We start from the raw sequence: 23260 nt of genomic DNA on the forward strand, positions 1-23260 counted from the left end.
TAAAAAATTTATTCTCTCTCAAATTTCCCCAATTTTATTTTAAAGTGCTTACATCACCGATAACAGCCATGGACTCATAAGCCAAACGAACTAATTGTAAGCGATTGGCTTTAACGGCTGCATCGTCAACCATAACCATAACATCTTCAAAGAATTTGTTAATAGCCGGTACCAATGTTTCCGGAATAGCCACCACTTTATCATAGTCCTTATTTTCAAGAGCTGTTTGGGAGTTTTCATACGCAAGAATTGCTTCTTTAAACAATGCTTTTTCCGCTTCATCACTTAAGAGCATTTCATCAACAGCCTGGTACGTTTCACTTTTCACCAAGTTAAACATACGGGTATAAGCCTGAACAAGCTCAACATTTTCATCAATGCGATGAGCCATGATAGCTTTTACCAAGCCGTCAGCCTGAGCAACCGTAACAGTCGGATTGGACAATACCAATTCGATAACATTATGTGGAACTTCACGATCCAAGTAGATATTTTTCAAACGAAGCGCGAAGAAATTAGTCAACTGCCCTACGATTTCATCATGTTTAGCTTCCGGAACGCCTAATAAAGTAAGGTCCTGACGCCATACCAGTTCTAAGGATACATTCAAAGCACTGCTGCTTAAAATATTCAACACACCGATTGTCTGTCGACGAAGTGCATATGGATCTTGGGAACCGGTCGGAATTAAACCTCGACTGAAGGTTGCCACAATATTATCGACTTTATCAATAATACTTAATACTTTGCCGGCCGGAGTTTTAGGTAAAATATCACCGGCAAATCGAGGTAAATACTGTTCAAAAATAGCTTCGGCTACTTCAGTGGATTCACCGTCGAGTAATGCATATTCTTTACCGATAACGCCCTGTAATTCCGTGAATTCAGTTACCATACCGGTTGTTAAGTCGGTTTTGGCCAACACGGTGGCACGTTCCAATTCAACCATTTCAGCTTCATCAAGACCGCAGGCTTCACCGAATTCTTCGCCTAAAGCCAATAAACGTTCGGTTTTATCGGCTAAGTTACCGAGACCTTCTTGGAAGACAATCTTTTTCAAACCTTCGGAACGATCGGCCAATGCTTTTTTACGGTCTTCGTTGAAGAAGAATTTTGCATCATCCAAACGAGCACGCAATACGCGTTCATTACCGGCCGCCACTACATCAAGGCTGTGGCTGTCACCGTTACGAACCGTAAGGAACATAGGCAATAATTTACCGTCTTTATCCACCAATGGGAAATAACGTTGATGATCTTTCATCGGTGTAATAACAGCTGCATCAGGCAAAGCTAAGTAGCTTTCATCAAACGAGCCGCATAAAGCTGTCGGATATTCTACCAAATAAAGAACTTCTTCCAATAAATCATCATCCCAAACGATAGTGGCGTTTTTGGAAGCTGCCAAGTCGTGAAGTTGTTTGGTAATCATGTCACGACGTTTATCCTGATCGACAATAACGAAATTATCTTCTAAGTTCTTAATATAATCAGCCGGATGCTGTACAAGCACGCCACGTTCACCGAGGAAACGATGCCCACGACTGAAATTAGAGGAACGAACACCCGCAAATTCCACAGGAATCACAGCTGTGCCCAAAAGAGCCAACATCCAGCGAACCGGACGGATAAATTTATCGTCTAAATTGCCCCAATGCATCGATTTAGGGAAGCTTAAGCCGTGAATCAATTCAGGCAAGATTTGTGTAAAAATGTCCATAGCTTTTACACCGACCGTTTTAGTTTCGGCATAAATATAACCGTCTTCCACCACTAAATCAGCCACATCAATGCCTTTACCGCGTGCAAAACCGATGGCTGCTTTAGTAGGGTTACCGTCCGCATCGTAAGCAATGGAAGCGGAAGGACCCTTATGGCGTTCGCTCAATTCATCGGACATATCCGCAGCACCGTCAACCATTAAGGCAATACGGCGTGGCGTGCCCATCGTGCGAATTGCATCATATTTTAAGTGATGTTCCGCTAATTTGGTTTCTGTTAAGGACTTAAGTTGTGCTAAAATGCCGGGCATGGCGCCGGCAGGGATTTCCTCAGCACCAATTTCAAATAATACATCTTCAGCCATATTACTTATCTCCTTTCAACAGTGGGAACCCTAATTCTTCACGTTTATTCAAATAAGCTTGAGCACAAATACGAGCCAAGCTGCGAACGCGACCGATAAAAGCAGTACGTTCACTGATACTGATGGCACCGCGCGAATCTAATAAATTAAACGTGTGCGAGCATTTTAACACATAGTCATAAGCCGGCAAAATAAAGCCTTCTTCGCAAATGCGTTTTGCTTCTTTTTCGTACATATCAAACAAAGTGAACAACATATCCGTATCGGCTAAGTCAAAGCTGTAGGCGGATTGTTCCACTTCATTAAGATGCCAAATATCACCATATGTTACATTTTCATTCCATTTCAAGTCATATACGTTTTCAACGCCTTGAATGTACATGGCCAAACGTTCCAAACCGTACGTAATTTCTACGGATACCGGTTTAACATCGATACTGCCCACCTGTTGGAAATAAGTAAATTGAGTTACTTCCATGCCGTCGAGCCATACTTCCCAACCGAGACCCCAAGCGCCTAAAGTTGGCGATTCCCAGTTATCTTCAACAAAGCGAATGTCATGGTCTTTAGCATGAATGCCCAATGTTTCCAAACTTTTCAAATATAATTCTTGAATGTTTTCAGGGGATGGCTTAATAATAACCTGGAATTGATGATGTTGGAACAAACGGTTCGGATTGTCACCGTAACGTCCGTCAGCCGGACGACGGGATGGTTCCACATAGCATACCGACCATGGTTCAGGTCCGATAGCGTGCAAAAAAGTCGCCGGGTTCATGGTACCGGCCCCTTTTTCCATATCATAAGGCTGTTGTAAAATACAACCTTGCTCTGCCCAGAATTTTTGCAGATTTAAAATTATCTCTTGAAATGTCATGTTCGTTCCTCCTAACATGGTGCCCTTTAGGACACTAACTTCTGTTACCATACCAATTCCCGTTTATATTGTCAACCAAAAACAATTGTCCTCGGCTGAAAAGTTGTTTGTAACACAAATATTATACCACTGTTTATTATAGTATCGTTAACTCTTAACGCTCAATAACAACTTAGTCAAATGCTTTAGCCTGCATTTCGTGCAAGAATTTCAAGGAGCTCAATTCTTGACCCAACTGAACCGTTGTGTAAGCAAATAGTCCTCGTTCCAACTCGCGCCACAAAGTTCGCGGCAATTGAACCGAAGTTGCCTCATGCCAATCATAAAGCAAAATTTGCCCCACCGCTTGCTGTGCCGCAGCCGACAAATTAAAACCGGTAGTCTCCCTAAATTCCTTCACAAAGCGAGCCACACCGTCCGCCTGTTGATAGGCCTTAGCAGATGGTACAAAACCGGCCAGACTGAGAAGCTGCCAACCAAGCAAAATAACCGCCAACGGCACCGGTTTGGTGAGAATCAATTCGGCAAAACGCAATACCAGCGAATATAACGCCGAGTCTCGTTCTTCCGCAGCAAAGGCCGTACTGATAAATTCGCCGGCAAAGGAAGCATAGCAAATACTATCCAAATCCGTTTCCAACGAGCGAATCAAGTAACGGCCGTCCAATTGCTGCAGATCATAATACTCACCATTGGGTAACAATGTTATATATACTTGACTAAACGGCTGTAAGTAGCCTGCATTTTTAAGGGTTTGCCATCGACGTTGCGGAATAGAGCAATGAAGAATGCCACGTTGTTTTGTCAAAAACGTCACTACCGAATAGGTCTTACGTTTACGGCGATATAATACCACCGCATCACAATTAATCGTGCCTTGACCTTTCATACGGCATTACTCCTTCTCATCTTCCTCAGTCGGTTCTTCAACCGGCGGTGCCGGTGATGCTTTAAGACGCGCAATACGATAACCCTGCATTTCCGTTACTGTAAAAATATAACCGGCCAGTTCTACCGTATCACCCACAACCGGGGTTCGTTCCAACATACCGAAGATATAACCGCCGATTGTATCTTCTTCCGGTTCATCAAAATCGACATGCATGGCATATTCCACTTCATCAACAAGAACTTTACCGTCAAAATCGAAAGTGCCGTCATCATTGATTACTACAGCCGGTAAATCTGTTTCGTGTTCGTCTTTAATATCGCCCACGAGTTCCTCGATAATATCCTCGAGACATACAAGACCTACCATACCACCGTATTCATCAACAACCACAGCCTGATAAATTCGGCGGGTACGCATATATTGTAACAATACGGAAAGTTTCATAACTTCCGGAACGGTCAAAATATCACGGCGAACCAAACGCAAATCTTTACGAGCCTTTTCTTTTTGCTCCATCAAATCTTTAATGTGAACAAGTCCGATTACGTGATCCTTATCTTCCATACAAAGCGGATAACGAGTATGACTTGTCTCCGATATGATTTTCAAAGTCTCGTCAAAATCATCTTCCACATAGATACAATCTACATCTTGACGCGGAATCATAACCTCACGGGCCATACGTTCCACAAAGTCAAACACATTATCGATGAGTTCGCCTTCCACGTGATCAAGCTTACCCTCAGAATGACTGCGATTGACCATCATGCGAATTTCTTCTTCCGTATGTACCAAGTCAAGTTCATTCTTATATAAGGTGCCGAAACTTTTTAAAAAGATGGCACTTACCTTTTCCGCAAGCCATACGAGCGGCGTTGCTATAAAACCGACACCCATTACGATTTTAGCAGTCCAGCGGATATAACGAACCGGGAATGATAAGCCTAAGGCCTTCGGAATAATTTCACCGAACGTGAGAATAGATAAGGCAATTAAAGCAATAATTACAAAATCTACACCGACGGACAACCAATCACTTTCCACTTCAAATAATCGTTCCCAATCGGCAATAAAAGGTGCCATTAATGCACTGCCTACGCCGGCGAGCAGAACAATAAAAAAGAGTATCAAAAATTGTGCCGTATTGATAAAACGAGCCGGTCGTTTATACAAATTCCGCAAATAAGCTTTCGCCACTTCACTCAAATCTTCAATATCATCCAAATGTTCTTCACTGAGACGAGCAAACGAAAACTTAGCCAACACTAAAATATTAATCATTACTATACAAATTACGGCCAACCCGATCAATAATATGGCGGCCCCTAGGGGGGTATCTATACCAATCAGTCCTTTCTATTCATAACCAAATTCGGACAACATGCCTGATTTATTGCGCCAATCTTTCTTAACTTTTACCCATAAATCAAGATAGACTTTTGTAGCCAGTAAACGTTCCACATCGGTACGCGCTTCGGCGCCGAGTTCACGCAGCATATTTCCTTTTTTACCGATTATTATACCCTTTTGCGAGTCTCGTTCGCAATAGATAGTTGCACGAATATAGGTTGTACCGTCAGGGCGTTGTTTCATTTCATCCACATCTACGGCAATAGCATGAGGAATTTCTTCCCGTGTTTTAAGTAATATCTTTTCACGCACAATATCAGCAATAATAAGTCGTTCCGGCTGATCTGTAATCATATCTTCCGGGAAATATTGCGGACCTTCCGGTAATACCTGTTCCAAAACATCCAATACTTCATGAATATTATCTTTTTCAAGAGCCGAAATCGGAATAATCCCTTCAAACGGATATAAATTCTGATATTCTACAATAGTTTCCAAAATTTGTTCTTTGGCTAATGTGTCGATTTTGTTAATAACTAAAAATACGGGTACATCAACATTTTTAAGCTGTTCAATAATAAAATTGTCCCCGGGACCGCGTTTTTCATTACCGGCCACCAAGAATAATACGGCTTCTACTTCCTTCAAAGAATCAACCGCTGCTTTTACCATAAATTCACCTAATTTATGCTTAGGTTTATGAATCCCCGGCGTATCCATGAACACAATCTGTTTCTTCTCATCCATATACACACAAACGATACGATTACGCGTCGTCTGGGCTTTATCAGAAACAATCACAATTTTATCGCCGATGAGTGCATTAATCAAAGTAGATTTCCCAACATTCGGTCGCCCTACAACAGCTACAAAACCGGACTTAAAATGTTTATCTTTATTCATTATATGGTGCATCCTCCCGCACATAACCTAAATTACCGAGCACGAATTCTTCTTCACGGCGCATTTCCGCTTTATCTTCATCCGTCATATGGTCATACCCTAAAATATGTAAACAGCCGTGAACCGTCAAGTATGCAAGCTCCCGTTCAAAAGGATGTCCGTACTCTTCAGCCTGTTCCGCTGTTCGTTCCAAGGAGATAATCAAATCCCCGATTAAATGGGTCTCTACTTCCACATCAATTTCATCGCCTTCATTAAGAGCAAACGACAACACATCGGTTGGTCGGTCAATGCCGCGATATTCCTTGTTAAGCTGATGAATTACTTCATTATTGCAAAGTAAAACGCTCAATTCCTCTTCATCGCTGAGACCGTATACTTCACTTACTTCACCGCATACTTTTTGAATGATTTCTTCATTGGCTGCTGCCACACGATCGCCTTCAGCAGGCTCCATGCCTTCTGCATAACTGATTGTTACTATCATAGGTTTCACCGACCTTCCTCTTGTGGTGTATCTACCGTTAACACCGGTATCTCAGACTGTTTAACCTGCTCATCTTGCATAGCTTCTTTATGATTTTTATCGGTTTTGTCCGGTTTTTCTTTCTTTTGTTTCGTTAACGGTTTATTTAAATCGCGACCGGTTCGTTTCACTTCATACCGTTCATAAGCGCGAATAATCTTACTTACGAGGTCATGACGAACAACATCGGCATCAGTAAAGTGAACCATGGAAATACCGGCCAAACCGGTAAGTACGTGTTCTGCTTCTATAAGGCCCGATACCATGCGGCCCTGCAAGTCAATCTGCGTACGGTCACCGTTAATTACCATTTTGGAATTATTACCCAAACGAGTAAGAAACATCTTCATTTGTTCCGGCGTTGTATTTTGAGCTTCGTCCAAAATAATAAAGGCATTTTCCAAAGTACGACCACGCATATAAGCGAGCGGTGCTACTTCGATGATACCGCGCAACATGAAACGATCCACCTGTTCCAAACCGAACATATCATTTAAGGCATCGTAAAGCGGTCTTAAATACGGATCTACTTTTTCTTTTAAATCACCGGGTAAGTACCCGAGTTTTTCACCTGCTTCTACAGCCGGACGAGTCAAAATAATACGCTCTACATCGCGATTTTTTAAATAAAAAGCTGCCAAAGCAACCGCCAAGAAGGTTTTACCGGTACCGGCCGGGCCGATACCGAAGGTAATCGTATTGCGACGAATACTGTCAACATACACCTTTTGACCTTCCGTCTTAGGCGTAATCATACGCCCTTTAACAGTCACATTAATCGTATCTTCAAACATGGTGTGCAACAAGTCGGCTTTACCTGACTTCACCATTCTTACGGCCATACGAATCTGCTGTTCCGTAATGGCACTGCTTTCGTTATAAAGGAACACTAATTCTTCCAACACGCGCCAGAATTGGTTGACGATTTCATCGTCCCCCTTGAGTTGCAACGTATCGCCGCGACTCACCACCTGACATGGTAATTCTTCTACAATAATTTTCAAATGACGTTCTTGCATACCCAAAATAGGCACTGCCATTTCATAGCGTGGAAACGTAAATGTTCGTTCCGTCATACTCTTCTCCTTACTCCTTTTATATGTTTGTTAAAAATAAAACTGTTGGAATTATAAAAATTTACGTACTGCCGAGCCGTTTAAATAGTTACATAAGTCCCCCTGTCGCACATCACGTTCTTCCAGTCTTCGTTCTATTTCTTCTTGAATACGCCACCAGCCCATGGACCAGTTCGTAAACAAGGTATTTTCTTCCGGTGCCCGACCTACCAGCCGTTGCAACACGATATCTTTATCCAAATGTTGTAAAAACGCGATAACTCGCTCAATATATTCGTCGGCACTGATTAAGGAAAACTGTTTTTCCTCATACCATTTGGCCATTAATGTATTCTTAACTATATACAGTGCATGCAGTTTAACCTGATCAACGCCGAGAGCCGTCAAAATACGGGCCCCTTCAATTGTATCCGTCATGGTATCCCAAGGCAAATTAACAATCATATGGGCACAAACACTAAACCCGTAACGCTTGGTCCGCAGCACCGCATCAATAAATTCCGCCATACCGTGACCGCGATTGATTTTTTCCAATGTATGATAGTTAACTGACTGTAAGCCGTATTCCAGATAAATATCTACCCCGTATTTTTCTTTAATATCCTGTAAAATCTCAAGATACCTGTCATTTATGCAATCAGGCCGTGTAGCAATAGCAATTCCCACCGTACTGTCGATGCAACCGGCTTCCATATACGCTCTAAATCGATCCGGTTCCAAATAAGTGTTGCTGAAATTTTGGTAATACGGAATATATTTGTAGGCCTTGTATTTAGGAGCAATATGAGCAATATTCTTCTCAAGCTGCTCCCGGACCGTCATCGATGCCGGCAAGTTTTCATAACCGGCCCCGATTTCACCGCAAAATACACAGCCGCCTACACCAACCGAACCATCACGATTCGGACAGGTTAACGGCAAAGCCACCGGTAATTTATATACTTTTTCACCATATTTTTCTTTCAAAAAAGCCGATATGGCTCGGTACCGTTTCGGTTTTGTTGTATCACTCATTAACTAATACCGCCTCCGGTCTCACAAACGGTCTTTGCCGTTGTTTTACATCTATAATTAACGTCACCTCGGTTACGCCTTTTGACATGTAAGTTGCTTGTTCCGCTTCGGAAATAGCCCCCAAGATGAAAGCCGTAGCCAATGATACCGTATGTTCACAATAATCTTGACGAATTCGTCGCCATTCCACAAACCGATAATTAGGAATATATTGTTTAACAAGCTCTTCGTCACGCCAAAAGGCTTCCCCCGACTGTAATAATTCTTTCGTCTGTTTCGGAAGACCTAATTCATCACCACGTACCTTACCGCCGAAGCTGACAAGACAATCAAATTCCAAGAGTTCTCGACTGATTACATCATTTTGCTTAGTAAAATAATCATGTAAAAATGCCATTTGATCACGGTCATTCAATTTACGTTTATGCAAATTCTGAGCGATCCAAGCTTTGGTCAATTTTTCAAAATAATGGAAGGCACTATCACCGGTATCAATCAGACGCCGTCCCAAATAGCCGAAGACAGTACGCAAACGCTCACTGTTGTAAAATCGTTCAAATACATCTTCAAAATGTTTTAGAAACCGAACCTCATCATAAGGCAATACATGACTGGCCAACACTTCGTACGGTGCCTTAGCGTCATATACATAATCATATTCCGTGCTTCGTTCCAAGCCGGAACCTTGCAATAATTTGAGGAATCCGATTTGTAACGCATGCGGTGTCAGACTGAATACATCATTAAAAGACTCGCCGAATCGTTCATACGGTTCATGCGGTAAGCCCACAATTAAATCCATATGCACATGAGTGCGACCACATTCAATAACCGGTCGAATTACTTCACAGATGTGCTCCCAATTGTTATAACGACGAATCGCCTTTAACGTTTGCGGATTTGTACTCTGAACACCTACTTCAATCTGCATTCGTCCTTTTGGGACACTGACGAGTAAATCGACTTCCTCCTGCCCCATTAATACGGGCTCCATTTCGAGATGGAAATTTGTCTCTGTATCCGCATCATGAATCCACTGCATCAACGGTAAATGATGATGCTTGGCACAGTTAAAGGTACGGTCAACAAATTTAACCTGCTTTACCTTATGGTCGATAAACCACTGTAATTCTTTAAAGGTTCGTTCCTGTGGGAAAAATCGTACCGTATTAGCATTCCCGGATAAACAATATTGACAAGAGAACGGACAACCGCGGGACGATTCATAGTATATGATTTTATGCTCTAAATCCACCATGTCCGCTTCTTCATACGGGAATGGGATTGTACTTAAATCAGCCACTTCAGCCACTTCTTCGGAACCTAAAATTTGACCGAGCCCCTTCGCACCTGCATCACTATCACCGCGACCTAAAATACCGATTATCTCGGGTTCCAACGGCGATTCACCGTTTTGCAAGCGCTTTGTCAAAGCAGAAAAGGCCTCTTCGCCTTCCCCTTGCACAATATAATCAATATAGGGATGATGTTCTAAAATACGACGTGCCGTATATGTTACTTCAGGACCGCCGAGTACAATTTTTATCTGCGGCCGTACCGATTTTAACAAAGACGCTACATGAAGTGTCATGTCGATATTCCAAATGTAGCAGGCAAAGCCCACCACATCGGCATCATGTTCCGTTAAATCACTTATAATATCCAAAACAGGCATATTAATAGTGTATTCCACTATATCATATGCCTGTCCCTTTGTACGCCCGAAAGCGCGCAAATACCTGAGCGCCAACGACGAATGTATAAATTTTGAATTTAAAGTACTTAAAAGTATGTTCATTAATATCCTCATCATATGATCGCAGTTAACTACACTGCCACTAACTTAGTCATTATCTACATTATATCATATCTTGAGAATTTTGTGTGAAAACTCCAATGGGAATATCGCTTTTTACGATAATATTACACTCTTATCAAATTTCATACGTAAAAATATCACAGTTATAAATTATCGGGCAATCAAAAAACTCCGACATAAGCTGTTTGGCCCCTGCATCAGGTTTCGATGCTACCTGGAAAAATGCTTTCATAAAAAGAGCATGCGTAAATACGGCAACATTCTCATGGGTGCCGCCAAATCGTTCGTTAAGTAATATATGAGCAGTCTTAACGCGGCGTATAAATTGGCCAAACGATTCCACGTCAGGACGCATTTGTAAATCCGGATCCAATGTTCCCCAAAACTCTTCTACCATTGGCTTCCGTTCCGCCATAGTTGAACCCATACATTTAACCGGATCTAAATAAGTAAATTCACGAACTTCCGGCCACTCTTCAACTGCCGCTGTCGGATATGCCTTAATTGTTGGCTTAGCCGTTTCTTTAGTGCGTAAATACGTAGAGTGGATGATATACTCCAAGTGTTCAGGCAGATGCTCCGGCACCTCTTCAGCTTGAGATTGCCCTAATGGAGTTAACGGTATAGTTGCTGTGTTAAAAGTCTTAAGACCGGCATTAGCTGCACTCTCACCGTGCCGGATAAGATAGATGGTTGCCATATTGCTCCTTTTACTTAATTGTTAACTGTGTCAATAATAAACCTTTATCATTCTCATTATCTTGTATTAATTGTACGCTCAATAATCATAAAAATCTATTGCAATTTTATCATGAACAGAGAAACGCTCAATTTTATTATCATTTATTACCTATCAGTCACTTAATAAAAGAGTATAAAAAGAATTAATAAATTACAATTCAAAAACCTGCCACATAGATAAATGCGTAAAATTCTTGTAAAAAACACCATATTGGGTATAAAATATGAGTACTACGAAAGATTTAAACAATAATGAGTCTTAATATTTTTAAAACTTTAAATATAGTAACTATTAATTTATCATTTGATTCAGTTGTTTTACCGGTTTCATTTAGATAAATTCGTTATCGGAAGATTAAATTGATTAACAATTAAACTGTGAGGTTCTTTATGACTAATGAAATAACACTCGACCAAACGCCAAAACAATCCAACTTTATACGTAAAATGCATGAGTATTTACCGGCTATTTGTCATATGATAAACGATACAGCCCAAGGTTCTTTACCGGCGCTGTTGCCATTATTCATTACCAACTACGGACTAACCTATGAACAAGTAGCCATCATCATATTCTTTAATACGGCTTTAGCTACAGTCGCTCAACCGTTTTTCGGGTATCTGGCCGACAAAAAAACATTCTGGCAGAGTATTCCTCTGGGAATTTTAATCTGCGGTTTCAGTATTGCCTCCATTGCCTTTGTTGATAGTTACATAGGTATCATTCTATGCGCACTTGTCTCCGGCTTTGGCTCCGCGCTGTTCCATCCGGAAGCAGCTCGTTGGGTCAATGCCATTGCCGGCAAGGAAAAAGGCAAAGCTATGAGTTATTTCTCCGTCGGCGGTCAAGCCGGTTTTACCATCGGACCAATCATCGGCAGTACTGCTTACATTTGGGGCGTAAAAAGTCTCTTAATTTTTGCCGTAATCGCAGTTATTGCGATTACCTTATATTTAGTGTTAAAGCCATATAAATTAGCAGCTAAAGCTGAACGTAAAGTAAAAGAATCAACATCCACAACAACAGCTCAAAACGATTGGCGCAGTTTCAATATACTATTCGTTACCATCGCTGCCCGTTCCATTTGCTTTGCCGTTCTTAATACCTTTATCCCGATTTATTGGATTACACATTTTGGGCAAACTACGGCATCCGGTAATTTAGCCTTATCCATTTATTTTGTTTGCGGCATTATCGTTACTATTTTAGGCGGCACCTTGGCAGACCGCATCGGTTATGTCAAAGCCATTCGTTATTGCTATATTTCATTAGTACCTATCATGCTGGCCTTTACGCTGAGTGATAATTACTGGCTCTCTATGATTCTTATCTTACCGTTAAGTTTCGGTATTTTCACCCAATACAGCCCAATGATTATTTTGGGGCAAGTCTATTTAGCCAAAAACATCGGTTTTGCCTCCGGTATTACCTTAGGCCTCGGCATTACCCTTGGCGGTATCGTGGCACCGCTTATCGGTAAATTAGCGGATATTTACGGACTTCAGAATGCTTGGCTTACCTTAAATCCGATTGTGTGGGTTGCTTTATTATCCACCTTCTTCATTACCGATTTACCGCGTTTTAAAAATAAAACCAATACTATTGAAAAATAAGGTATAATAAAACTGTCTAGGAGTTATTGCATTAATAACTCTTAGACAGTATTTTAACATTATGAATCCTCTTCTTTTAAAATAAGGAGCTACTATGATACGCATCGGTATGGGACAAATTGAAATCGTTCCCGGCAATCCCCGTAAAAACAGAGACACCATTTTACAAGCTATCGAATATGCCAAAGCATTGCGCATAGATTCATTAATACTGCCGGAACTCGCCCTCAGCGGTTATCTCATCGGTGATGCTTGGGATCAACCGGCTTTCGTCAATGAATGTGTCGCCATGGGCGAAACTATTATTAAAGCAACCGATAATATAGCTGTTATTTTCGGCAATGTCGGTCTTGATCCTGACAAAACAAACTTTGACGGTCGTCCACGTAAATTTAATGCTATTTTTGCCGCCCAAAACGGCGAACTCATTACACCACAAGAAGCACCGTATCCGTTTATCATAAAAACATTAAATCCAAACTATCGCTTTTTCAATGAAGCCCGGTATTTCACACCCCTGCCGATTGTAGCTCAAGAATTACATCGTCCCGTTGAAGAATTATTGGGACTCTTACCGTTTACCTTTAAAAACGGCGAAACTTTTAATGTGGCACCGTTACTTTGCGAAGACAGCTGGGATGAGAATTATTCGTTTTCACCAACCACAACTTTAGCCGATAAGAGTGCTATTCAAAATGTGCCGATTCATGCTTTTATCAATATTTCGGCTTCCCCATTTACCCTTGGCAAAAATGAACGACGCCACCGCCTCTTTACCGAACGGGCCCGAGCTCTTAAAACACCCGTATTTTATATAAATTCAGTGGGCCTGCAAAATAACGGTAAATCTATTTGTACCTTTGACGGACAATCCACCGTATATAATCGATTCGGAGAAATTGTAACCCAATTACCGGCCTATGAATCTATAGTACAACCGGTATTACTTGATAAGCTTAAACCGGTTGCAAATGATGATTCTTGTGCCATGTATGGCATTGCAGACTTAAAAGATGGCCACACGACTGTTAAACCGGCCGTTGAGGTCCCCGTTCCATCGGAACCGGCCCAAATTTACCATGCCCTTCACTACGGCTTACAATCCTTCCTAAAACAAACCGGTATTAAGAAAATTGTCATCGGCGTGTCCGGCGGTATCGATTCTGCTTTAAATGCGGCCCTCTACGCGACCGTTTTGGATCCGTCACAAATCTACTTGGTAAATATGCCGACTCGCTTTAATTCAACAGCCACGAAAGATTTAGCGGCTCAACTGGCCAAAAATCTCGGCTGTCAATATGCAGTTTGCCCGGTAGAAGACAGTTTAACACTTACCGTTAATCAATTTGAGTCATTAAGTTTCGAAGGACCGAACGGTTCGGAACAAGTAAAAGTCAGTTCCTTTGTAAAGGAAAATATCCAAGCTCGCGATCGTTCCGCCCGTATCCTGGCCGGTCTTGCCGCTTCCGTAGGCGGTGCCTTTACCTGCAATGGCAATAAGACAGAATTTACCATCGGTTATGCTACTTTATATGGTGATTTAGCCGGTTTCTTAGCTGCCTCCGGCGACCTCTGGAAATACCAGGTCTATAACTTAGCCGATTATTTAAATAAAGAAATCTTTAAACGTGAAGTTATTCCCCAAGGTACTATCGATATAATTCCGAGTGCCGAACTTTCTGAAAACCAGGATATCACCAAAGGCCAAGGCGATCCGTTACAATATGAATACCATGACCGCCTTTTCCGAAGTTTCATCGAACCTTGGAATCGCATGACACCGGAAGACTTGTTGTCAGCCTATAAAGAAAATCGCTTGGAAACTGTTTTAAACTTACCTAAGCCAATTTCAAATTACTTTACCAGTGCTTCAGATTTCATTGCTGATTTGGAACGTTGGTGGAATTCGTTTGCCGGTCTTGCCGTAGCGAAACGAATTCAGAGCCCACCTATCATCGTAGTCAGTCGTCGTGCCTATGGCGGTGATTTACTGGAATCACAGATGGCACCGTATTATACGGAAAAATATTATGAACTGAAAGAAACATTGGTATAGCAATATTAACTACTACCATTTCAAAAATAATCAATAGCAATAAAAAAGATATTCCCCGTAAAAGTCTAAATCATTTGATGTATGACCAATTCGGGGAATATCTTTTTTGCTTAAATTATAAAATTTTATCGTACGCTAAGTTTTTATTCATTAACGATTTTATCAATCCAATCAAAAAGTTCTTCCAAATCGTAATCACCGGCATGTGGAATACCCCAAGGTAAGTCAAAGTTAACATCGTAGCCATAGTTAGCCAGGCGGGTAGCTACAATAAGCGTTACTGCCATGGATGTGTTATTGTCGATTTCACCATAACGAATACGCCAATGTTCAGTAGAACCGTTCGGTTTAATATAATTAAGCGGATTCATCATTTTTATTATATGTTCATCAGCCACTGCCGTGCCATCACCGTTAAAGGATGCAAATTTTGTAAAATGCTGATTATCAATAGTTGCCGTACCGAAAAGATTATTTTCACCGGTAAAATTATCACGGGCATCAAAAGCACCGGGTGCTTTCATACGGCCTACGGATGTATTGTAAGCTAACCAATCAACATCTATGAGATCGGTAATCGGACAATAAGTCGATATAGCAAAAATATCTGTCCGTGCATTGGCTGCGCCAATCTCTTGTAAATACGGAGCATAATCGGGTTCATCGCCGGTAGCACCTAATAATAATGACAAGGCCCCGCCTGCACTGGTCCCGTTAGAGATAATTTTATTCGCATCACCCGGCATATTCTTATCGTTTTTGTGCAGATACGCCACAGCTGCCTTTAAATCGACAATAGCAGCCGGCGCTTTCCCATAATAAACGCCTTCAATCGTTTCATTACTGCGACCGCGCGCTGCCGGCGCCGCCACTACAAGGCCGCGCGATAAAGCATATAAAACAGCGTTTGGTTCACCGTCTTTAAAAAGAGTCGGTGTAGCTGCTTTACCCGGACGATAACCGCCTACCGAATTTGGCAAAAAGATAGGGGCCGATTCAGCTGTATACTTATGGTCCTTTTCATTATGAAAATAGGCTTCCGGAATATACACATTCATGGACTGATAGGTCGTATCCACCGGGTTAGCCACGTACGGAATATTTTCATAGGCTCTAAAGGTAACATTCTTACCGTCAACCTTCATTGTTCGCGTTTCATAGGTACGATCTTCAAAATTTAGAGAATCCGCATTTTCTTTCATATTAGTGGTCTCTGAATTATTATTAATAACCCCTGCGGCTCCAGCTGAACTTATCATACCGCCCACAGTGAGAACCGCCCCCATAAGAACCATAGCTCGTAATATCTTTTTATATTTCAAATGTTTTGCTCTTTCCATAATTACTTCTCCTTTCAATGTATTTTTTACATCTGACTATATTTGTATTATATCTTCTATTTGTATTGATTATAATTATAAGTTGAAAGGTTAGGAGAAATATGAAAAAAACTATACCAGACATTTGGTTCACCTTTACATTCGCTGCAAAGTTTCAACGGCTTTTACTTTATCGATAATAGTCTTCACAATATTATCCAATCGACTATTTTCTTCATAATTAGCCGGACAAGCAAAATTAACACGATTGTCTTTAATCAGATTTTTAGCCACATTAATTCCATTTTCCTGTTCCGGATTATATACGGCAATGGCTTGACCGCCGTTTACTTTAACCAGTTTCATACAAGGCACATCGGTAAGACCGTCACCGATGTAGATCATATTACTGAAAGGCACACGTCGTTCCACTTCCGGCGTATATTGATTAAGCTCTTTATCACTGCTCGTGGTAATATCCAAAACGCCTTTATTGATGCGGAATAAAAATTGCGTTTTAGCCGTATAATTAACGGCAATCTTCGGCCACTCAATGAGACCGTTATAATCATACTTGAATTCACAAGCATAAATCTTTTTGAAAAACTGGGCAATTTCACTGCCGTCGATGATTTCTTTTACACCAGACGATACAATATAGTGCTCTATTTGTACACCTTTTGATTCTCCATAAGTACTGATGCGGTCAAACCAAGATTTAACGCCCGGAAAATACTCAATCCCTTCCCCTAATTTATTTAAAGTTTGCCGCGTAATCGGCACTTCGTGAAGCCGGCTCATCTTAACCATCATAAACATATATGCCAGAATACCATCCATACCGTCTTTGTCAGTCAAGCCGTTCGCCTCACGCCAAAAATCGGCCGTTGTCATACCAAGCTCCGGAATAAAACCATATTCCTGCATATCCTTAGTACACAACGTCTTATCAAAATCATACATCAAAGCCACTATAGGCTTTTTATTCGATTCCATATAAACTCCTTTCCTCCCTTTTAGTTTATCAGCGACTCTTGCGAGTTGCTTTCTAAACGCGAAAAGACTTCTCCATTCTGGGCAAGCTAGCCTTTCGTGCATGCACGCCTCCTCCACTCCTTTAAGTATATTAGCCACTCTTGCGAATTGCTTTTAATATACGAAAAGACTTCCTTATCACGATAAGCCAGCCTTTATGCTTGCATGCCAGATGGCGATTCGTGATAAGGAAGTCTTTATTTTTTTAAAAAAGCTTTCGCAAGAGCGCTAATAAACCCGCTCCTACTGCCAACACTATAAATCCAATTAAAAATAAACCACCAAAGAAAGTTAACACACTAAATAGAGCAACCGCAACAGCTGCCATAATTAATTTACCCTTCCAGCCTAAAGAACTGATGGTAAATATTTTTATCCCCGGAATTGTCTGGTCAGAAGAATCACGTCTAAACCCACCAAATATAGCATTAGTTTTGGCACGATTTTCACGACGAATTTCTTCTTCCGACTGTTCCCGACCATTCTCATCAATGGTCATCCCATCGAAGGAACGCCGTTCTTCTTCCGATAACACACTAGTCTGTTTAGTATCATAAGATTGTTTATCTTCCATAGCAATCTCCTATGTTTTAAATCTAATCGTCAGCACTATTAAGTCGAAAGCGTGTAAGTTTTAAATTAGGCGTTTAAATGTTTTTGCAACAATTCATTAACAACGCCCGGATTAGCACGGCCCTTGCTGAGTTTCATAACTTGACCGACCAAGAAACCGATAGCTTTGCCTTTACCACTCTTGAAGTCTTCTACAGACTTAGGATTATCGGCAATAACCTGTTTTACAATTTCTTCGATAGCACCGGTATCGGTAATCTGAACAAGGCCCTGTTCTTCTACGATAGCTTGCGGATCTTTACCGGTTTCCCACATGGAAACGATAACTTTTTTCGCAATTTTACCGGAAATTGTGCCTTTGTTGATAAGTTCAATCATAGCTGCCAATTGAGCCGGTTTAACCTTGGCATCAGCGAAAGTAATATTCGCTTCGTTAACCATTTTAGATAGATCACCAAGCATCCAGTTAGCTACTGTCTTAGCATCGGCACCGGCTTTAACAGTTTCATCAAGATAATCAGCTGTTTCACGCATAGTTGTTAAAATCGAGCTGTCTTCTTCAGATAAACCGTAATCAGCTTGGAAACGGGCCATCTTAGCATCCGGCAATTCCGGTAAGGACTGACGGGCTGCTTCAATTTGTTCATCCGTGATTACGATTGGTGCCAAGTCTGGTTCAGGGAAATAACGGTAGTCATTTTCCGCTTCTTTTTTACGCATAGACAAAGTCATGCCCTTGCTGTCATCCCAAGTACGGGTTTCCTGAACGATAATGCCGCCGTCTTCCAAAGTTTCAGCCTGACGAATAGCTTCATATTCAACACCTTTTTGCAACGCGGTCAAGGAGTTCATATTCTTAATTTCAGTTTTAGTACCTAATTTTTCTTCGCCCATCAAACGTACAGAGATATTGGCATCGCAACGCAAACTGCCTTCTTCCATACGAACATCGGAAACGTCCAAGTATTTAATGATGGAACGGATTTTTTCTACATAAGCACGCGCTTCTTCACCGGAACGAAGATCAGGTTCCGATACGATTTCCAACAATGGTACCCCGGTACGGTTATAGTCAACATTGGAAGAATCGGATGTGCTGATAGTATTGCCGCTGTGAACCAATTTACCGGCATCTTCTTCCATGTGGATACGGGTGATGCGGATACGACGAGTTTTACCGCCCACTTCGATATCAATATGACCGTTCAAGCAGATTGGCAAATCATATTGAGATGTCTGCCAATTTTTAGGCAAATCCGGATAATAATAGTTTTTACGGTCGAATTTATTGAACTGTAAAATTTCGCAGTTCAAAGCTAAACCGACACGAATCGCGTATTCCACTACTTTTTGGTTTAATACCGGCATAACGCCCGGCAAACCTAAACATACAGGGCAAACATGGGTATTCTGATCGCCGCCGAATTCAGTAGTACAACCGCAGAAAATCTTAGATTTAGTCTTTAACTCCGTATGGACTTCCAGCCCTACGACTGTTTCGTATTTCATAGTGTTACCTCCCCAATGGATGCGATTTTATTGCATTCCGGACAAGCCTGTTCGAATGTGTAAGCCGTGCGGAATAAGACTTCTTCACCCATAGCCGGTGCCAACAATTGCATACCGATCGGCATGCCGTTGGATGCAAAACCTGCCGGGATGGAAATGCCCGGAATACCGGCCAAGTTAACCGGGGTGGTACAAATATCTTCTAAATACATGGACAATGGATCATTAATTTTTTCACCAAACTTGAACGCAGTATTTGGCGCAGTCGGTGTTAATAATACGTCTACGTTTTCAAAAGCCGCATCGAATTCGTTTTTGATCAAACGACGTGCTTTCAAGGCTTTCAAATAGTAAGCATCATAATAACCGGAGCTCAATACATAGGTACCGAGCAAGATACGGCGCTGTACTTCGGCACCAAACCCCTGAGAACGAGTCTTAGTAGACATTTCAACCAAGTTGTCGGCCGGCACACGCAAACCATAGCTTACGCCGTCATAACGAGCCAAGTTAGAGCTGGCTTCCGCCAACGCGATGATATAATACGCGGATAAAGCATATTTGGAAGTCGGCAAGCTTACTTCTACAATTTCAGCCCCCAAGCCTTCGTATACTTTAGCGGCTTTTTCAAGAGCTTCGCGCACTTCACTGTTGAGTCCTTCGCCAAAATATTCTTTCGGCATACCGATTTTAAGACCTTTTACGTCATTTACCAAAGCTTTCGTATAATCAGGACGTTCACCCGGAATGGATGTAGAATCACGATGATCGTAACCGCTGATAACATTAAGAACAATGGCTGCATCCGTTACGTCACGAGTCACAGGTCCGATTTGGTCAAGGGATGATGCATACGCAATAAGACCGTAACGGGATACATTACCGTAGGTTGGTTTTAAACCGACTACGCCGCAATAAGAAGCAGGCTGACGAACAGATCCGCCTGTATCGGAACCCAAAGCCCAAACAGCACTACCGGCTGCTACAGAAGCGGCCGCACCGCCAGATGAACCGCCCGGTACATAATCGGCGTTCCATGGGTTCGTTGTTTTAGCAAAAGCGGAGCTTTCGGAAGAACTGCCCATGGCAAATTCGTCCATGTTAAGCTTACCGAGACTTACATAATCTTCTCCGGCTATTTTTTCTACAACAGATGCATTATAAGGCGGCACGAAGTTTTCCAACATACGGGACGCACAAGTAGCCTGCTGATCTTTAATACAAATATTATCTTTTACAGCGCCCGGAATACCGGCTAACGGTGAAATAGCTTCACCGGCTGCAATTTTTTCATCAACTTTAGCGGCTACGGCCAAAGCTTGTTCGTGAGAATCCGCTAAATACGCATGTACGGTCAGTTCTGTTTTTGCTTTATGAGCAATAATAGCATTAGTCAATTCAACCGCGGACAATTCTTTGGCGGTCAATTTCTGATGTAATTCATGAATGGTCACAGTGCTTCCTCCTATTCCTGTATAACGCGCGGCACTTTGAAGTAACCGTCTTCTTCTTCAGGTGCATTCTGCATAGCCAATTCATGTGGCAATGAAGGAATCACTTCATCCTTACGGAATACATTATGTAAAGGAACGGCATGGGCCATAGGTTCTACCCCTTCAAGGTCCAATTCTTCCAATTCGGCAACATATGACAATACGTCATTAAGGGCTTTTTCTACAGTGCCCATATTTTCTTCGCTAATCTCTAAACGAGATAATAAAGCAATTTTTTTTATTTCTTCCCGATCAATTTTCATGCGTACACATCCTTTCATTTTATTATTATATCAAATTGAATATAACAATACAAAACAAGGCCTTATTAATTCCAATCTTTGATTAATTCTAAAAATTCCGCTTCATTCATGACGCGAATGCCCAACGATTCCGCTTTGGTCAGTTTACTGCCCGCTTCGGCACCGGCAATAACAATGGTCGTCTTCTTGCTGACGGAGCCTGTAATCTTAGCGCCATGTGCCGCCAAGAGTTCACCCGCTTCTTTACGGCCCATGCTTTCAAGGGTACCTGTCAAAACGATAGTATCCCCTTCAAGCTCCGTACCGCTCGGTTCCACCTGTTCTTCCGCCATGACAACGCCGGCTTCACGAAGAGCTGCAATGAGTTCTAAATTATACGGCTCTTTAAAGTAAGCTACCAAGCTGTCGGCCATAGTCGGACCGATTTCACTGACGGCCGTTAAGGTTTCAACGGTTGCGGCTTGCAAAGCTTCCATAGTAGGAAAATGCTCGGCAATGGTTCGTCCCGCTTTAGCACCGATTAAGCGAATCCCCAAAGCAAATAGCAAACGCCCAAGGCCGCGTGATTTAGAGTCTTCAATCGCTTTTAACAAATTCTGAGCCGACTTTTTACCCATCCGCTCCATAGTAACAAGCTGTTCTTCCGTTAGTTTGTATAAATCGGCTACGGTAGCGATCAATTTATACGCGATAAGACTTTCAACAATGCTTGGTCCCAAACCGTCAATATTCATAGCATCACGCGATGCAAAGTGAATAATTTTTTCTTTTTCAACGGCCGGACAATGCGGATTACTGCAACGAACAGCTACCTCACCGGATTGACGTACCGTCGGGAAATCACAAATTGGACAATGAGCAGGCATACTGAATTCTCGTTCTTCGCCGGTTCGTTTTTCAGGCAAAGACTTAATAACTTCAGGAATGATTTCAGCGGCCTTATGAATCATAACATGGTCACCGATACGAATGTCTTTATCTTTGATAAAATCTTCGTTATGAAGCGTTGCCCGTGCCACATTCGTGCCGGATACAAACACCGGTTCCAATTCGGCAGTCGGTGTCAAAACGCCGGTACGGCCAATATTAATGGTAATATCCTTAACGATAGTTTCCACTTCTTCCGGCGGATATTTGAAGGCTGTGGCCCAACGTGGGTCTTTAACGGTAGCACCGAGTTGTTCCTGGTCTTCAAAAGAATTAACCTTAATAACCATACCGTCCGTATCATACGGTAAATCGTGACGAGCTACATCCCAATGGGCAATTTGCTCAATCACTTCATCAATCGTTTTACAAACTCTATAATGTGGGTTCACATGAAAATGATACTGTGCCAAACGTTCCAAGAGTTCACTTTGTGCATGAATATCAGAGCCTTCCGAAGAACCTACGGCATAGGCAAAAAAGTCCAAATTACGGCTTGCCGTAATAGCCGGATCCAATTGACGCAACGAACCGGCTGCTGCATTACGAGGGTTCACAAAAGTAGGTAAACCGGCCGCTTCGCGTTCTTCATTAATACGCTGGAACTCTTTGTGCGGCATATATACTTCACCGCGAATTTCAATGTATGGTGGTGCATTTTCAATCCATAACGGTACCGATTGAATAGTACGCACATTATTGGTCACATCTTCACCGACACGACCGTCACCGCGGGTTACGGCTCTTACAAGAACGCCATTTTCATAATGAAGATTGCACGCCAAGCCGTCAATTTTAAGTTCTACTACATATTCCGGACGATGGCCTAAGTCTCGTTCCGTACGTTCCGCAAACGTCCGTACTTCAGCATCACTAAATACATTACCAAGACTCAGCATTGGGCGGCCGTGAACAACTTTAGGAAAATCCCCTTCAATCTTGGCTCCTACACGCTGAGTCGGCGAATAGGATGTTACAAATTCCGGATGAGCCGTTTCCAAATCGAGTAATTCACGATAGAGTTTATCGTACTCGTAATCTTCCATTTCCGGCGCATCTTTAACATAGTACAAATATCCGGCATGAGCCAATAATTGTTGCAGTGCATGTGCTTTTGCTTCTTCCGTAGCCGCACCGGCCACAGCTGCTCTTAATTCATTCATTGTTGGCATGATGTTTCTCCTACC

At 42.0% G+C, this 23260-nt stretch carries 19 protein-coding genes; 2 read left to right on the forward strand and 17 right to left on the reverse strand.

The window, feature by feature from the left end; all coding sequences use genetic code 11:
• Positions 1–34: 34 nt before the first annotated feature.
• The 10 genes from glyS to EO126_RS08205 all read right to left on the reverse strand — a co-directional run bounded on the left by glyS (position 35) and on the right by EO126_RS08205 (position 11243).
• Positions 35–2086 carry a glycine--tRNA ligase subunit beta gene (gene glyS, locus EO126_RS08160; protein WP_127008421.1) on the reverse strand — a complete coding sequence of 684 codons (2052 nt, stop codon included), beginning with the start codon at positions 2084–2086 and terminating at the stop codon, positions 35–37.
• 1 nt (position 2087) lies between these two features.
• Positions 2088–2963 (reverse strand): glycine--tRNA ligase subunit alpha, encoded by an 876-nt coding sequence (glyQ, locus tag EO126_RS08165; RefSeq protein ID WP_006556639.1) that lies wholly within the window; start codon positions 2961–2963, stop codon positions 2088–2090.
• Between the two features lie 172 nt (positions 2964–3135).
• On the reverse strand, positions 3136–3852 hold the full coding sequence (gene recO / locus EO126_RS08170) for a DNA repair protein RecO (protein ID WP_006556638.1): 717 nt from the start codon (positions 3850–3852) through the stop codon (positions 3136–3138).
• Positions 3853–3858: 6 nt separating this feature from the next.
• Complete coding sequence (locus tag EO126_RS08175; RefSeq protein ID WP_374111555.1) at positions 3859–5205, reverse strand: hemolysin family protein; 1347 nt, start codon at positions 5203–5205, stop codon at positions 3859–3861.
• 6 nt (positions 5206–5211) lie between these two features.
• Positions 5212–6108, reverse strand: a complete 897-nt coding sequence (gene era, locus EO126_RS08180) for a GTPase Era (protein ID WP_006556636.1) — start codon at positions 6106–6108, stop codon at positions 5212–5214.
• Positions 6101–6595, reverse strand: a complete 495-nt coding sequence (ybeY, locus tag EO126_RS08185) for an rRNA maturation RNase YbeY (protein ID WP_040771401.1) — start codon at positions 6593–6595, stop codon at positions 6101–6103. The genes era and ybeY overlap by 8 nt, the downstream gene beginning before the upstream one ends.
• Before the next feature lie 5 nt (positions 6596–6600).
• A complete protein-coding gene (locus tag EO126_RS08190) occupies positions 6601–7710 on the reverse strand; it encodes a PhoH family protein (RefSeq protein WP_006556634.1) in 1110 nt (369 codons plus the stop codon).
• A 51-nt stretch (positions 7711–7761) separates the two neighbouring features.
• Positions 7762–8724, reverse strand: coding sequence for a tRNA modification radical SAM protein MnmL/YtqA (gene mnmL / locus EO126_RS08195; protein WP_006556633.1), 963 nt, complete (start codon positions 8722–8724; stop codon positions 7762–7764).
• On the reverse strand, positions 8717–10522 hold the full coding sequence (locus tag EO126_RS08200; RefSeq protein WP_127008423.1) for a B12-binding domain-containing radical SAM protein: 1806 nt from the start codon (positions 10520–10522) through the stop codon (positions 8717–8719). The genes mnmL and EO126_RS08200 overlap by 8 nt, the downstream gene beginning before the upstream one ends.
• A 136-nt stretch (positions 10523–10658) precedes the next feature.
• On the reverse strand, positions 10659–11243 hold the full coding sequence (locus EO126_RS08205) for a histidine phosphatase family protein (RefSeq protein WP_006556631.1): 585 nt from the start codon (positions 11241–11243) through the stop codon (positions 10659–10661).
• Positions 11244–11674: 431 nt separating this feature from the next.
• Here EO126_RS08205 and EO126_RS08210 point away from each other — a divergent pair, with 431 nt between their 5' ends.
• Positions 11675–12898 carry an MFS transporter gene (locus tag EO126_RS08210; RefSeq protein WP_127008426.1) on the forward strand — a complete coding sequence of 408 codons (1224 nt, stop codon included), beginning with the start codon at positions 11675–11677 and terminating at the stop codon, positions 12896–12898.
• 94 nt (positions 12899–12992) lie between these two features.
• On the forward strand, positions 12993–14954 hold the full coding sequence (gene nadE / locus EO126_RS08215) for an NAD(+) synthase (protein WP_127008428.1): 1962 nt from the start codon (positions 12993–12995) through the stop codon (positions 14952–14954).
• Between the two features lie 143 nt (positions 14955–15097).
• Here the strand turns inward: nadE and EO126_RS08220 are convergent, their stop codons facing one another.
• The 7 genes from EO126_RS08220 to ligA all read right to left on the reverse strand — a co-directional run bounded on the left by EO126_RS08220 (position 15098) and on the right by ligA (position 23236).
• Positions 15098–16294 (reverse strand): subtype B tannase, encoded by a 1197-nt coding sequence (locus tag EO126_RS08220; RefSeq protein ID WP_127008431.1) that lies wholly within the window; start codon positions 16292–16294, stop codon positions 15098–15100.
• 135 nt (positions 16295–16429) lie between these two features.
• Positions 16430–17269 (reverse strand): HAD family hydrolase, encoded by an 840-nt coding sequence (locus tag EO126_RS08225; protein ID WP_006556627.1) that lies wholly within the window; start codon positions 17267–17269, stop codon positions 16430–16432.
• A gap of 244 nt (positions 17270–17513) precedes the next feature.
• Complete coding sequence (locus tag EO126_RS08230) at positions 17514–17882, reverse strand: hypothetical protein (RefSeq protein WP_006556626.1); 369 nt, start codon at positions 17880–17882, stop codon at positions 17514–17516.
• A gap of 65 nt (positions 17883–17947) precedes the next feature.
• Positions 17948–19390, reverse strand: coding sequence for an Asp-tRNA(Asn)/Glu-tRNA(Gln) amidotransferase subunit GatB (gatB, locus tag EO126_RS08235; protein WP_127008433.1), 1443 nt, complete (start codon positions 19388–19390; stop codon positions 17948–17950).
• Positions 19387–20844: an Asp-tRNA(Asn)/Glu-tRNA(Gln) amidotransferase subunit GatA gene (gene gatA, locus EO126_RS08240; protein WP_127008435.1), complete on the reverse strand. Its 1458-nt coding sequence runs from the start codon at positions 20842–20844 to the stop codon at positions 19387–19389. Before gatA ends, gatB begins: the two co-directional genes overlap by 4 nt.
• A gap of 11 nt (positions 20845–20855) precedes the next feature.
• Complete coding sequence (gatC, locus tag EO126_RS08245) at positions 20856–21146, reverse strand: Asp-tRNA(Asn)/Glu-tRNA(Gln) amidotransferase subunit GatC (protein ID WP_006556623.1); 291 nt, start codon at positions 21144–21146, stop codon at positions 20856–20858.
• A 65-nt stretch (positions 21147–21211) separates the two neighbouring features.
• Positions 21212–23236 (reverse strand): NAD-dependent DNA ligase LigA, encoded by a 2025-nt coding sequence (ligA, locus tag EO126_RS08250; RefSeq protein ID WP_127008497.1) that lies wholly within the window; start codon positions 23234–23236, stop codon positions 21212–21214.
• Positions 23237–23260 lie beyond the last annotated feature (24 nt).

This window comes from Veillonella seminalis, assembly GCF_003992065.1.
In the GTDB taxonomy this organism is placed as follows: domain Bacteria; phylum Bacillota; class Negativicutes; order Veillonellales; family Veillonellaceae; genus Veillonella_A; species Veillonella_A seminalis.